Source organism: Trichococcus flocculiformis (genome assembly GCF_900113645.1).
Taxonomy (GTDB): Bacteria; Bacillota; Bacilli; order Lactobacillales; family Aerococcaceae; genus Trichococcus; species Trichococcus flocculiformis.
Map to the genome: position 1 here is coordinate 1 of NZ_FOQC01000060.1, position 14,945 is coordinate 14,945.

General features: G+C 47.8%; 9 protein-coding genes and 1 riboswitch. All 9 genes read right to left on the reverse strand.

Annotation, left to right across the window (positions count from 1 at the left end; translation table 11 throughout):
* Positions 1-640: tocopherol cyclase family protein (locus BMZ71_RS13000; RefSeq protein WP_143071446.1), on the reverse strand; the 640-nt coding region annotated here is incomplete at its 3' end.
* A gap of 134 nt (positions 641-774) precedes the next feature.
* A complete protein-coding gene (locus tag BMZ71_RS13005) occupies positions 775-2,361 on the reverse strand; it encodes a hypothetical protein (protein WP_143071447.1) in 1,587 nt (528 codons plus the stop codon).
* Between the two features lie 425 nt (positions 2,362-2,786).
* Positions 2,787-4,268, reverse strand: a complete 1,482-nt coding sequence (locus BMZ71_RS13010) for a glutamate synthase subunit beta (RefSeq protein WP_086989026.1) — start codon at positions 4,266-4,268, stop codon at positions 2,787-2,789.
* Positions 4,269-4,282: 14 nt separating this feature from the next.
* Positions 4,283-8,860, reverse strand: a complete 4,578-nt coding sequence (gene gltB / locus BMZ71_RS13015; RefSeq protein ID WP_086989025.1) for a glutamate synthase large subunit — start codon at positions 8,858-8,860, stop codon at positions 4,283-4,285.
* Positions 8,861-9,173: 313 nt separating this feature from the next.
* Entirely contained in the window at positions 9,174-10,031 is an 858-nt protein-coding gene (gene speB, locus BMZ71_RS13020) for an agmatinase (RefSeq protein ID WP_245734444.1), read from the reverse strand.
* 48 nt (positions 10,032-10,079) lie between these two features.
* Positions 10,080-11,621, reverse strand: coding sequence for an aminotransferase class I/II-fold pyridoxal phosphate-dependent enzyme (locus BMZ71_RS13025; RefSeq protein WP_218142829.1), 1,542 nt, complete (start codon positions 11,619-11,621; stop codon positions 10,080-10,082).
* 86 nt (positions 11,622-11,707) lie between these two features.
* Positions 11,708-11,841: riboswitch (SAM riboswitch) on the reverse strand.
* A gap of 424 nt (positions 11,842-12,265) precedes the next feature.
* Positions 12,266-13,819, reverse strand: coding sequence for a sodium/proline symporter (locus tag BMZ71_RS13030; RefSeq protein WP_086989024.1), 1,554 nt, complete (start codon positions 13,817-13,819; stop codon positions 12,266-12,268).
* Between the two features lie 163 nt (positions 13,820-13,982).
* Positions 13,983-14,492: a DUF2812 domain-containing protein gene (locus BMZ71_RS13035; protein WP_086989023.1), complete on the reverse strand. Its 510-nt coding sequence runs from the start codon at positions 14,490-14,492 to the stop codon at positions 13,983-13,985.
* Positions 14,476-14,796 carry a PadR family transcriptional regulator gene (locus BMZ71_RS13040; protein ID WP_086989022.1) on the reverse strand — a complete coding sequence of 107 codons (321 nt, stop codon included), beginning with the start codon at positions 14,794-14,796 and terminating at the stop codon, positions 14,476-14,478. Before BMZ71_RS13040 ends, BMZ71_RS13035 begins: the two co-directional genes overlap by 17 nt.
* Positions 14,797-14,945: the final 149 nt, after the last annotated feature.

Below are 14,945 nucleotides of genomic sequence, written 5' to 3' on the forward strand. Positions count from 1 at the left end.
AAGGAATTTTCGCCACCGAGAAGAAGAGGCTCGTCCCCTCATCCCGGAAATGGTTGCACTGGATCCAGACATACTCCTCCGGGAAAGACGTTCCCCAGTCCTTTTCAAGGTAGCCTTTTCCGCCTGTAAAATCACAAGCTTTGGTTCCGAAAGCCACTGTTCCGTCAACGGCATGATTCATGCTGATAACGCCGTGATAGCATTCCATGTTCGGGATATAGGCAAAGAAACCCATAATGGATGGCGGTAGCGGTGTCCGTTTGATTGCCTGGAACGGCCCTAATTTCAGGATGCCTTCCATCCGGAAATCGTCCTCTTCCAGATGGACGCTGACGAGCGTTTCCGAAAAGAAGCTATTTCCAACTTTAAGCACAAATGGCGTTTGGTTGTATTGAAACGCAGACAAGAGGTAGCGGATGTAGCCGGTCCGCAACTCTTTTCCGGGCGCTTCTCCGACGTGGACATAGGAATATTGGATGAAACAATGCGGATCTTCAGCGGTAAGGGATATTCCCGGAATCAGACTGAGGACGGTTTTTTCATCAGCCGAAACACTCTTGAAATACCACCCTTCAAAATAGGGTCCTTGCTTTTTCAGATCGCCTTGAAACAATATTGGATGGGTCACTTTGTTTGCCATAGCGCAGCGCTTCCTTTCGCATGCATTCTTATCTTTACTATGCAACAACAGCCCTTGTTCCGTCAATTTTTTGCATTTCCGGCACAACAAAAAAGAGCCCACCTTCAAACGAGGCAGACCCTTCTTCCAATTTGTTATTGTTTGATGATGGATACGACGCGGGCGCCGTCTACTTCTATTGTCACGCTGTCGCCGGCTTTGATGAACGGCAACTGCTTGTCGATGGATACTTTAGCTATATAGATGGTTTCTGCATCGCCCTCCAGCGTGAAGTAATAGGTCGTTTCGCCGTCGATGACGACTGATTCCATTGCAGTGATGGCACCGCTGATGGTTTCCGTCTCGACGACCTCTTCCGATTCCTCATCCGCGTCGTCCGGTGCGCTCACGACGCCACCGGTATAGGCGCTCCATGCGGCAGCCAAGGAATTACCGGTCCCGACTTTCTGGTAGTTGGTCGCATTCACAAAGGCGTACATTTTGATCAAGCCGGCATCATCCTTCAAGGACAATTGATAGACCGGCTTGTTTTCCATGTTGAACAAAAGCGGGAATGTGCTGATGTAGCCTTTTTCCTGCACGGATCCCTGGGCGCTCTCCATGGCACTCCATTCGGTCGCTGTGCTGATGTTGTAGCGTTTCGATTCCTTGGTCCTGGAATTGACCAGCACAAAACCGATATTTGATTCATCCGCCGCTACGGAAGTCAAACCGGTGTACAAGTACAGATCGTCATTGAGCACGATGTAATTGTAGCCATCCGCATTCTGGATGACACCCTTCTTGCTGATGACGCTGTTCAGGAAACCGCCTTGGTATTGCCCGTTGTAATTGATCTGCGTCATCACCATATTCGCCGGGAACACGCGATCGACCCAATCCGGCACATCTGCGACGCTGTAGCGCGTGATGTCACCAGAGGAAGCATCCACGACGAACACGCCGACGACTTCTTTGGGCCCCATGAAGCTGAATTTCTTTTCAACGATGGGCGCGATGTAATACGGGTTACCCTCTTCATCCAATTCAAAGACCGGGTTTTCGAACATCACGGTCGGATAGTTGAAAAAGATATGTCGGGTGATGTCATCCCCGAAAAAGCCTGAATGGGAATAATGGATGGTCTTTTCCAGATCCACCAAATCAGAATCTCCCGTCACCATATCGACGGTCACATAATGTGGAATGCCGTCTGCGCGGTTGTTCAACCAACGGAAAAAACTGACATATTCCAATGGCGAAACACGGACCGAATCGCCTTTATAAGCGATCTGTGTGTATTCCGTGCTGACGTCGAATTGCGAAACCAAGTTGAGGACTTCGCCAAGCTTACGGCTTCCCAGACGCTCCGCCATATCGCGGTCGATCGTCGGGATCTGCGAAGGATCCGTGATGGTCAGGTCCTCCTCAAAATTGCCATCCGTATGCGTAATCAGGCTGGCGTAATCTTTGGCCCTGAAAATTTGGGAACCAAAAAGCATCCCGCCAATGATGAAAACAACGCTGATTCCGATGATGGCTCCAGAAATTTTATTGACTTTATCGGCTTTCGACCGATCCAAGACGTTCATCAATGCTGCACTTGCGACCAAATACAAAAACATATTCGTCCAAAACTCCGGCGACTGGATCGACACCGGGGTCAACGCCGAATACCAATATCCTAGAAGAACGACTGCGGGTAGGCCATAGGCAATCGCCACACTTTTCCAATTTTTCACAACTTGACACCCTTTCTTTTCCTGCAAATTTTTCCCTCTTAGATTACTTAAGGATTTGTTGTTATTATACCATTTTTTTGAGTTATATTTCAGAATTCAATATATGGAATTATGCGGGCCGCCCCAACAGTTTTAGGCTCCTGTTCGAGTTTGCGTTCGAATGTGGGTTCGCCGGAGTACAGCACTCCGGGAAGGTCGGGTGCTCCGGCCACGGCGGCTTCACCGGAGGACAGCCGCCCGCAATATAACCTCCTCCGGCGGACATTCGCTCGCCGGAACTAGGCTGTCTGGCGCAGTTGTTCTCCGATGAGAGACCCTCTCACCGGAGCTGCCGTTTTCCTCCGGCCAGATACACCCTCGCTGTACCAAATCCGCAAAAAAACCGAAGTAACGATTCCCCGTTGCTTCGGTTTTTTCAACTAATATCAATAGATGGCTGTTTCGCCTGACAAGAAACGGTCCACTTCGCCTGCGGCTAGTTTCCCTTCTTGCAAAGCCCAGACAACTAAGCTTTGTCCTCGGCGCATGTCACCGCATGTAAAGACTTTTTCCACGTTCGTTTTGTAGTCGGTCTCTGCTGCTTGGATATTGCTGCGCAGATCGCGTTTCAAAGTCAATTCATCCGGAATCGTATCTTCAGGACCGGTGAAGCCCATCGCCAACAAGACTAAGTCCGCTTTCCAGACTTTTTCCGTTCCTTCGACGGGTACTGGATTCATTCTGCCTAACGCATCACGTTTCCATTCGATCTGGACAGTATGGACAGCCGTAACTTCTCCGGCTTCATTCTTTTCGATTTTGGTCGTATTGATCTCATAGTTGCGCGGATCGGAGCCGGTCAAATAGATTGCTTCTTCTTGGCCGTAATCTGTTTTCAGCTTTTTAGGCCATTCTGGCCATGGGTTCGTGTTTGCATCACGTTTGTCCGGAGCTTGCGGCATAATTTCGAATTGATGCACGCTCTTCGCGCCGTGACGGATGGACGTACCGACACAGTCGGTCCCGGTATCCCCGCCACCGATAACGATGACGTGTTTGTCTTTGGCGGTGATTTTGCTTTCCTGCGGTTCGCCTGCAAGGATATTTTGTGTGTTCGCGGTCAGGAAGTCCATGGCCATGTGTACGCCTTTTGCATCATTGCCTTCGACATTGATGCCGCGCGCGCGGGTTGCACCGCCGCAAAGAACGACTGCATCATAGGTATCAACCAATTCCTGAGCTGCGATGTCTTTGCCGATTTCAGTGTTGCAGACAAACGTAACGCCAGCTTCTTCCAGGATGTCCAATCTTCTTTGGATGATATCCTTGTCCAATTTCATGTTCGGGATACCGTACATCAACAAACCACCCGGACGGTCGCTTCTTTCGAAGACAGTGACCGCATGGCCGACTGAAGTCAAGTAGTGCGCAGTCGCAAGGCCGGCAGGGCCTGAGCCGACAACCGCAACGCGTTTGCCGGTAGCCGGAGCTTTAGCCGGTTTTACCCAACCATTCTGGAAAGCATGTTCGATGATTTCGTATTCGATGCTGCTGATCGTGACGGGTTCACCGATTAGCCCGACTGTACAAGATCCTTCGCAAGGAGCAGGACAGACACGTCCTGTAAATTCCGGAAATGGATTGGTCAAGGATAAACGTTCGTAAGCTTCTTGCCATTGACCGCGATACACCATGTCATTCCACTCGGGGATGAGATTGTGCAGCGGGCAACCGGAAGCACCGTTCGGCAGCATGATGCCTGCCGAACAGAAGGGAATGCCACAACTCATACAACGGGACGCTTGTGTGCGAATTTTTTCTTCGGATGTTTCTTCACGCATTTCGCCCCAATTTTTGATACGGACTTCCGGAGAAATCTTTTCATAATTGGAACGGCTATATTCCTTAAATCCAGTAATTTTTCCCATCTTATCCCTCCTCCTTAGTTTGTCGTCACTGGTTTATAGCGCTCATCAAAGGCATAACGCATTGCGTCTTCACCGGTGATGCCCATCTGGTTGGCTATTTCGATGTTCTCCAGGATGAACTTGTAGTCGTTGGAGATGACCTTCGTGAAGCGGGATTTCATTTGATCCCAGTTAGCCAAAATATTTTGGGCTTTAGGACTTCCCGTAAAGATCATATGCTCCTGCAGCATGCGCTTGATTGTGTCATGCTCTGTATCATTCAAATCTGTCGTTGCGCTGACCATTTTCATATTCAGGTTGTTTTCATCGAAATCAAGGATATAAGCTACCCCGCCGGACATTCCGGCAGCGAAGTTGCGTCCGGTTTTACCGATGATCAGAACCGTTCCGCCGGTCATGTATTCACACCCGTGGTCGCCGATCCCTTCAACGACTGCATCCACTCCGCTGTTCCGGACACAGAACCGTTCTCCAGCTATGCCGTTGATGTATGCTTTACCGCTAGTTGCGCCATAGAAAGCAACGTTACCAGTGATGATGTTCTCTTCAGGTGCGTAGGTAGCCTCATTCGGTACGCGTACGATGATTTTACCACCGGATAAGCCTTTACCGATATAGTCGTTCGAATCGCCTTCCAGCGTCAATGTCATCCCTTTCGGAATGAATGCGCCGAAACTTTGTCCTGCCGATCCCACGAATGTCAATTGGATCGTATCTTCCGGTAAGCCTTCAGCACCGTATTTTTTCGATATTTCGCTGCCGATGATGGTTCCGACAACACGGTCGATGTTTTTGATGGCTGATTTCGCAACGATGCGTTTCTTAGCATCAATTGCCGGTTTCACGATTCTCAACAGGCGGCGCATATCCAGTGTTTTCTCCAGCTCATGGTCTTGCTCCGTCATGTTGTATCTGCCGACATTCGGTGCTGCATAGGGTTGGTACAATATGCTGGACAGATCGACTGTTTTCGCTTTCCAATGCTTGACATTTTCTTTCATCTTCAGCTTATCGCTGCGTCCAACCATTTCATTGATCGTACGGAAGCCTAATTTCGCCATGATTTCACGCAATTCTTCGGCAACGAACATCATGAAATTCACGACGTATTCCGGTTTGCCTTGGAAATTTTTGCGCAATGTTTCATCTTGCGTTGCGATACCCACTGGACATGTGTTCAGGTGGCAGACACGCATCATGACGCAGCCGATAGCCACTAGCGGTGTTGTCGCAAAGCCGAATTCCTCGGCACCCAACATACAGGCGATCGCAACATCGCGGCCAGTCAATAATTTACCATCCGTTTCGACGCGGACACGGTCACGCAATTTGTTCAACACCAATGTTTGGTGCGCTTCAGCCAAGCCCAGTTCCCACGGCAAGCCGGTATTACGGATGCTGGTTCTTGGTGCTGCACCTGTACCGCCATCATACCCGCTGATCAGGATCGTATCGGCATTTGCTTTCGCAACACCGGCAGCGATCGTACCGACGCCGGCTTCAGAAACCAATTTCACGTTGATGCGCGCATCACGATTGGCATTTTTCAAGTCAAAAATCAATTCTTTCAAGTCTTCGATAGAGTAGATATCATGATGCGGAGGCGGTGAAATCAAGCCTACACCTGCGATGGAACCACGTGTTTTGGCGATTTCAGGATATACTTTCGGTCCTGGCAATTGTCCACCTTCACCCGGTTTTGCACCTTGGGCCATCTTGATCTGAATTTCCTTCGCATTCACCAAGTAGTGGCTCGTAACGCCGAAACGTCCGGAAGCAACTTGCTTGATGGCACTGTTGCGGGAATCTCCGTTTTCATCCAATTCGAAACGGCGCGGATCTTCTCCACCCTCACCAGAATTGCTCATCCCGCCGAGACGATTCATAGCGATCGCTAAGGTTTGGTGCGCTTCGATACTGATCGAACCGTAAGACATCGCTCCGGTCTTGAAGCGTTTCACGATGCTTTCAGCCGATTCGACTTCTTCGATCGGAATCGCATCTTGAGCATTCGGCTTGAATTGCATCAGTTGACGCAGCGTGTAGGCGTTCGTGTCCGCATTGATTTCGCGGGAGAACTCTTTGTATTGCTCATAGTCTCCTTGACGAGTCGCCTGCTGCAGACGGTAGATTGTGCTCGGATTGTACAAGTGTTCTTCACCCATGGCCGAGTATTGGAAATGACCGCCCACTCCCAACGTTTCGCTGTAAGGCGCTGTAGCTTTATAAGCACTGTCATGACGCATTCTGTTTTCAGTGGCGATTTCCTGCAATCCGATACCTTCAATACGGGTCGGCGTGCCTGTGAAATATTTAGCGACAACTTCACTGTTGACTCCCAGTGCTTCAAAAATTTGTGCACCGTGATAACTGCGCATTGTTGAAATACCCATTTTCGTCAGTACTTTGGACATACCGTGGACAGCCGCGTGGATGTAATTCGCTTCCGCTGCTTCAGCATCCAGTCCGTCCAGCAGATCTTCTTCAGCAAGATCGCGGATGGTCGCGTAAGTCAAGTACGGATTGACCGCATTACAGCCGTATCCGACCAATGTACAGAAGTGATGCACTTCTCTTGGTTCTCCGGACTCCAGCACAAGGCCGACGTTCGTGCGTGTCTCTTCGCGTACCAAATGATGATGCAGGCCGGAAACAGCCAATAAAGCCGGAATGGCAGCCCATTCAGCGTTCACACCACGGTCGGAAAGGACCAGAATGTTGGCGCCGGAAGCAATGGCTTTGTCCGCTGCACTGAACAGACGTTCCAAAGCTTTTTCCATCCCCTTCGCATCGTCTTCGACACGATATAAAAGAGAAAGCGTGACAGTTTTGAATTTATCGTCCTGCAGCGCTTTGATTTTCGCCAGTTCGGAGTCCGTCAAAATCGGGCTATCCAAGTAGATGGCATGCGTGTCTGCATTATCCGGATCCAATAAATTCCCGCAATTTCCGACAAGCATGGTGTCGGAAGTAACGATTTCCTCACGGATACCGTCAATCGGAGGATTCGTAACTTGCGCAAATAACTGTTTGAAGTACAGATACAGCATCTGCGGTCTGTCCGATAAGACTGCCAACGGAGAATCGATCCCCATGGCGCCGACTGAATCAGTTCCCGTAACAGCCATCGGTTTAATCAATAATTGGATATCCTCGAATGTATAACCAAAAGCTTTCTGCTGGTGCAGCAATTCTTCAGGCTCAACAATTTCGTTCAATGGAGCAGGCGCAAGGTCCTTCATTTTGGAAATGTGCTTTTCAGCCCATTCTCCATAAGGTTGTTTAGCCGCGACCGTTTCTTTGATTTCCTCATCCGAGATGATGCGTTTCTGCTTCGTATCGATCAACAGCATCTTACCTGGTTCCAGACGACCCTTATAGGCGACATCTTCCGGACGCACATCTACGACACCCACTTCGGATGAAAGGATGACGCGATCATCTTTCGTCACATAGTAACGGGACGGACGCAAACCGTTTCTGTCCAATACCGCTCCGACGATTTCTCCATCCGTGAAGCCCATTGCTGCAGGTCCATCCCATGGTTCCATCAAAAAGTTGTTGAATTTATAAAAATCTTTTTTGGATTTAGACATTGTTTTGTTCTTTTCCCAAGGCTCAGGAACCATCATCATGACGGCTTCCGGCAATGAGCGGCCGTTCAGATACAAGAATTCCAGATTGTTGTCGAATTGGGAAGAATCACTCCCTGTTTCATCAACGATCGGGTAGATTTTTTCACTGGCATCCAGCAAATCCTGGGACATGCTGCCTTGACGGGCACGCATCCAGTTTATGTTGCCGCGTATTGTGTTGATTTCGCCATTATGGATCAAGTACCGGTTGGGATGGGCTCTTTCCCAGCTCGGAAAGGTATTCGTACTGAAACGGGAATGGACCATTGCCAAAGCGGATGTGAAGTCCAGATCCGTAAGATCAAGATAGAAACTGCGTAATTGTTCTGCAGTCAACATCCCTTTGTAGACGATCGTTTTCGAAGATAAACTGGCAAAATAGAACGATCCGCCTCTTTTTTCGCTCATCGGAACGATTTGTTTTTCGGATAGTTTGCGGATGACGAATAATTTGCGTTCGAAATCCATTTCCGTCATTTGAGGTTCTCCTTTACCGATGAAGACCTGGATAAACCTCGGAATGGCAGCTTTAGCAGTCGCACCGATTTCCGAACTGTCGATCGGAACCTCACGCCAGCCAAGCACTTTTTGGCCTTCGGAAGTAATGATCTCTTCCACCATTCTCATTTGTTCGTGACGCAAATCTTCATACTTATGGGCAAAGAGCATCCCTACACCATAGTCGCCTTTTTTAGGCAAATGGATTCCGAGGACGTCGCACTCCCTGCTGAAAAAATGATGTGGAATCTGCACCATGATACCTGCTCCGTCACCTGTTTTGGCATCAGCGCCGGAAGCACCTCTATGCTCCATGTTTTCCAATAAATCCAACGCGTCAGAGACTAATTTATAAGAACCCTTACCATTGATGTCAACGACAAATCCCATACCGCATGCATCATGCTCGTAGGCGGGATCATACATTCCTTGCTTTTTTGGAGGAGTGTAACTATTCATTTCGGCGTCCCTACTTTCTATTTTGTTATTCTGATATTATAATCAAACTCTCATTTAATTACAATCCATTTTCATTCATTTTTTCACAATTAGTTGCATATTTTTTTTGATAGTAACAATATTAACTTCTAGAAAAACATTCGCTATAACAGGATTTCACTAGCATGAGGATATGAAAAGTTAGTGATACTTTTCCTTACATGTCTACGTGAGATTCGGGAATTTTCATTACAATTTAATGTAAATATTTTCATTCGGAAATCAGGGCAAAAAAAAGACCTTGGTTATGTCCAAGGTCCAATAATCGATTCTTTTATTTAGTAAGCGTCAAAAGCATTTCTCTGACAGTCTTGCAGGCCATAGCAGTAGAAGCGCCTGAAGGATCGTATTGCGGTGAAAGTTCGACGACGTCGGCTGCAACGATCTGATTCAAGTCCTGCAAAGCAGCGATACCCGCCAACAATTCCTTGTAGGTGATGCCGCCTGGCTCAGGTGTGCCGGTTCCCGGGAAAGTACCAGGATCCAAAACGTCCAGATCGATTGTCACATAAACGGGAACATCCTTCAATTGCTGCACGATCTGCGGCAACGTATCGATGGTGAATTTCTCCATATAAGTATGCTCTTTCGCCCATTCGAACTCTTCCTTCAAACCGGAGCGGATACCGAATTGGAAAATGCGGCCGTCTCCCAGGAAATCGAAGCAACGGCGGATGACCGAAGCATGCGACAACGGTTCGCCCATGTAGTCTTCGCGCAGATCTGTATGGGCATCGATATGGATGACATGCAGATCCGGATATTTTTCATAGGCAGCCTCGATGGTGGGCAGGCTCACGAGGTGCTCGCCGCCGACCATCAAAAATTTCTTGCCATTATCCAATACTTCTTTTGTGTAGGTTGCGATATCACTCAAGACGCGCTCTGTGTTGCCGAAAGGTAGATCCAGATCTCCGCCATCATGGATGGCTTCTTCTTCAAGATCGCGATCCAAATAAGGGGAATAACTTTCCAAGCCAAATGAATCTTGGCGGATCGCCTGCATCGCAAAGCGCGTGCCTGGCCTGAAACTGGTTGTTCCGTCGAATGGGATCCCGAATAATACGGTAGATGCTTCTTCAAATGAAGATTCGCAGCCGATAAAAGTCTGGATGTTCATGTTATTTTTCACTGTCTGCCGTCCTCCAACTGTATGCTATTTGATTGTTGTTCCGATTGCTTAATCTTTCAGGACTTTGATCTGATGAGGCATTTTTTCCTCAGTCAGGACGTTGCCTAAAGTTTCATTGTAGTAGTGGTAATGCTGCACAACTGCCTCAGAGATCACTTCACCAGGGATGATCAACGGAATTCCTGGTGGGTAGATCATGATCGAGTCAGCACTGATGCGGCCGATTGCGTCGTCGATGCTGACCACTTCATTGTCGGCATAGAAGGCGTCACGCGGGCTGCAGGCCAATTTGTTGATGCTGCAAGTCATCACGTGCGCATCGAAATGTTGGCTTGCTTTTTTGTAGCGTCTGCGGACATCCATCAAGGCATCAACCAGTCTTCCGATCGATTCGCGCGTATCGGCTGTGCTGATGACTGCCATCACGACGTAGCCTTCAGCCAACTCCATTTGGATGCCGTATTCTTCCTTCAAGATTGTGTATACTTCGAAGCCGGTCAGGCCGATATCATTGACACGGATCACCAATTTTGTCCAGTCATAAGTCTGGTCAAATTTATCTTTGATGTAGTCGGATTTCAATACTTCATAGTCGCCGAATGCTTCGATCGCTTCAATCGCTTCGCTGACGATCGGACGCAATTTTTTGTAGCGGTCTTTGCCGTACATCGCCAATTCGCTGCGTGCGGCATCGATCGAGCTCATCAACAAGTAGTTCGCACTTGTCGATTGCAGCATGTTCAGCACTTTTTGTAATTTTGTAGCGGAAATGCGCTCCCCTTGCATCACCATCAAGGAACTCTGCGTCAAAGATCCGCCGGTTTTGTGCATGGAATAAGTCACCGCATCGGCTCCAGCTTTCATCGGATCCTTCATTTTTCCGGGCATGAACGGCAAATGCGCGCCATGCGCACTGTCGACGATGACAACAACACCGCGTTCATGTGCGATATCACAGATCGTCTCCAGATCGTTCAAAGATCCGAAATAAGTCGGATAAGTGACCAAAAGAGCTTTCGCTTTAGGATTTTCATCCAAACCTTTGATGATGCGTTCCACTGAGATACCGTGTGAAATTCCGAAGGCCAAATCCATTTCGGGCTGGACGAAGATCGGCTTTGCACCGCTCAAGATCAACCCGCTCATCACTGACTTATGGCAGTTGCGGGGAACCAAAATCGAATCGTTCGGCCCCACTACGCTCATGATCATCGCTTGGATGCCTACAGTCGTACCATTAACTAAGAAAAAGGCCTGATCGGCATTGTATGCTTTTGCAGCCAATTCCTGTGCTTCTTTTATGACGGATTGCGGATGGCTCAACAAGTCCAATTCTTTCATGGAGTTGACATCCATCTGCATCGTCATATCACCGACTGCCATTTTAAATGGCGTCATCTGCGCACCCATTTTATGTCCAGGGACATCGAAAGGCGTAACGTCCTGTTTCGCATTTTTAACAAGCGCTTCGAAAAGCGGCATTTTGATATGTGTAATATTTTTTGCTTTTACGTTAGAAATTTGGTAAGTAATTTTGTCGGAATGACCTTCCAAATAAGTGTCTGAATTGAATAAAACCTTTTCAGCCAAATAGATTTCCCCCTTTGATATAAAAAATGGGCATAAAAAAAGCTCTCCAACCAAAGGAAAGCTTCGATATCTATCAGCTGCTTTTCCTCTTATTGCTCATAGGACTTGGATAATCCTACGCTCAGGTTGGGCACCCAATATCAATCCTTGAAAATAAAATTAGATTGATTGGTTTGCCACCGTATCTTCGACCCCTCGTCTCAACGGCTATTAATAAGAGATATTCAATTTATGCAAGCTAAATTCTATACAAATACAACGTATATGTCAATGATTTTGGAAAGAAAACTAAAATTTTTTTCAGTTGGCATTTCCGAACAATTATTTGACAGTTGTTCAGGATCATCCACAAAAAAGCTGAAATTCTTCAGATCCAGAGTTTAGTTTATTCGGATAGGTTGAAATTAAGATTACATCCCCTTCTCCGGTGAACGGGTGCTTAGTCGGAGTTCAGGATGAATTTGCCGTCACGCTCCGGCGAGGGCCAGCTTGCCGGAGTTGCGTTAACATTCCGCGCTGTCCTCCGCTGAACATCCGGTTCACCGGAGGACAGGCTTGAATATTGGGTCATGCCTTCGCCCGATAGTCAAGCGCATCAAAAAAAACAATCCAAAATGGATTGTTTTTTTTGCTTAGCATGTGTTTTAGACTTTCGACTGGCTTTTCACCATTTCGAACTCCTCTTCCATCGCAGCGGACGGTTTTTCACCGATCAAGGAGAAAATCACGATCGCCACACAAGAAAGGATGAATGCCGGCAACAGTTCATAGATGCCGAATACGCCGCCGATAGGCTTGATCAGAAGTTTCCAGATGAAAACAGCAATTCCGCCTGTCAACATCCCGGCGATAGCGCCTTGACGTGTTGTTTTTTTCCAGAACAAGGAGAACAGCATCAACGGTCCGAATGTGGCACCGAAGCCCGCCCATGCGAAAGATACGATCGTGAAGATGACGGAGTTCTCATCCAAAGCGATGATGATTCCTACGATCGCCAATACGATCAAAATCATCCGCGTCATTGCCATGATTTGCTGATCGGATGCATCCTTGCGCAATACGCCTTTGTAGATATTTTTTGAAAAAGCACTTGCGGCAATCAGCAGATATGAATCCGCGGAACTGATAGTAGCTGCCAAAATGCCCGACATGACGATTCCGGCCAATAACGGTGGGAACAACAGTGTCGCCATTTCGATGAAAATCGTTTCCGAAGTTGCTGCTGTCGTCAACGCCATCGGGAACATCGCGCGCCCGATCAGACCGATCAGGACGGATGCAGTCAGTGAAAGTGTCGTCCAAATGATGCCGATGCGGCGTGATTGTTTGATATCTTCAGCCGAACGGATAGCCATAAAGCGCAACAGCACTTGCGGCATACCAAAATAACCGAGACCCCAAGCCATGCTGGATGCGATTGTGATCAGCCCATATTTCCCGGCTGGACCAAAGGCAGCCATCGCCCCGTCAGCCTGTTGCACGCCATCAATCAATGTCGGTGTTGCGATACCGAAGAAATCCAAAAAGCCAGGGATACCTCTCAGGTTATCGATAACCGCTCCGGGCCCCCCCGCATGCAGGACACCTCCGACCAAAACTACAGCCAAAGCCGCAATCATGATGATGCCTTGCATGAAGTCGGAAACACTCTCCGCCAAAAATCCGCCGATGAACGTGTAGAACACGACGAACACAGCTCCGGCGATCATCATTGGGATGTAAGGAACTTCAAATAAGGTAGCGAAGAGCTTTCCGACCGTCACGAAGCAGCTGGCCGCGTAGACGGAAAAGAAGACGAATATGAAAGTCGAGGAAACCGTCAAGATGACGCGCTTGTCCTCATGGAATCGATTGCTGAAGAATTCCGGCAGCGTGATTGCCCGCGCTGATTCGGAATAGTGCCGCAAACGTTTCGAGACGATGATCCAGTTCAACGCTGTCCCAGCCGCCAAACCGATGGCTGTCCAGAATGCATCGGATAAACCTGACCAATAAGCCACACCCGGAAGCCCCATCAAGAGCCAACCGCTCATGTCCGAAGCTCCCGCACTGATTGCGGCGACCCAAGGACCCAGACTGCGTCCCCCCAGGAAGAAATTATCCGAGCTTTCGTTCGACCGCTTGTAGTAATAGAAGCCGATACCGATGATGATCGACATGTAGCCGGCCATCGCCATAAAAATTAATGCTTTATCCATAGTTACCCTCCAAAATAAATAATGAACTGTTTCTCCATCCAAATTTAATTTAATTAAAATTTAATGAATGCACTCAGCCATCATAGCACACGAACAAAATTGTAAGCAACCTTATTTTCAGGATAAGCAGTAACAATACTTTTATAGCGAAAACAAAAAATACTTAAGCTAATTTTTCCAGTTCGGTTATTTTCTTAGTGCATGTCCTGACTTGCTTCAGGAAAATAAAGGCAATCAATGTCAAAAGCAAAGACAAAAAGATGCGTGTCGGCTCCTTTGTTTGGATTGCATTGTACCAGTTCGGGAGCGAGAGAATGAATTCCATAAGTGCCAAGCGGAGAAATATCGTCCGGATGCGTCTGAATTGTTTGATCTGGCTTTCCGGATCGGTGTAGAGTTCAAAGTTGCCTTTTTTCCGGAAAATTGCCCAAATTTCCCACGTCTGCACGAGTTCCCCACCGGAGTCACGTATCAGATCGTACAGTTCATTGCGCTGCTCGACCGTCTTGTCACTGATGAGATCAACCCGGTAAGTATATTCGTTCGGTTGGCATTTTTCGAAAGTATACATCCCCAGGAAGAAACGTTTCATGGCATGGCCTTTTGCGGACATGTCGTTCAAAAATGCTTCTTCCTTATCTTTGTCGTAGTACAGCTTAAATTTTTTCATCATTTCTCATCGCCTTTCTGCCGTTTTCGAGAAGTTCGCCCAGTCTGGCGATTTCCTCATTCAGAACTTCTTTTCCGAGTCTCGTGATCAGATATTCCTTCTTTTTGCGGGACTGATCGTCCTGACTATGCAGCATGATCCATTTCTTCTCCAATAAAGAGTTCAACGCACCGTACAGCGTACCTGCTCCTAGGACTACCCTGCCCTTCGTACGCTCCTCAACTTCTTGCATGATGCCGTAACCGTGGTTCGGCTGCAGCACAGAAAGTAGGATGTAAAACATCGATTCCGTTAGTGGTGCTCCCATCACATATCTCCCCTTCCGATATATCGTGTATCGTTATATATAATATATCGGAAGGCGATATATTTGTCAACAGAGAACCCTAAATAAGAAAAGCTGAACGGGTTCGTTCAGCCCTGATTAAGGAAACACTGTGACCTAATCGGTCAAGT

What these genes read in the sequence shown, in the direction of transcription:
- BMZ71_RS13010 (WP_086989026.1), bottom strand. Translation starts at nt 4,268, where the DNA reads ATGGGAAAAATTACTGGATTTAAGGAATATAGCCGTTCCAATTATGAA.
- BMZ71_RS13040 (WP_086989022.1), bottom strand. Translation starts at nt 14,796, where the DNA reads ATGGGAGCACCACTAACGGAATCGATGTTTTACATCCTACTTTCTGTG.
- BMZ71_RS13030 (WP_086989024.1), bottom strand. Translation starts at nt 13,819, where the DNA reads ATGGATAAAGCATTAATTTTTATGGCGATGGCCGGCTACATGTCGATC.
- gltB (WP_086989025.1), bottom strand. Translation starts at nt 8,860, where the DNA reads ATGAATAGTTACACTCCTCCAAAAAAGCAAGGAATGTATGATCCCGCC.
- BMZ71_RS13035 (WP_086989023.1), bottom strand. Translation starts at nt 14,492, where the DNA reads ATGATGAAAAAATTTAAGCTGTACTACGACAAAGATAAGGAAGAAGCA.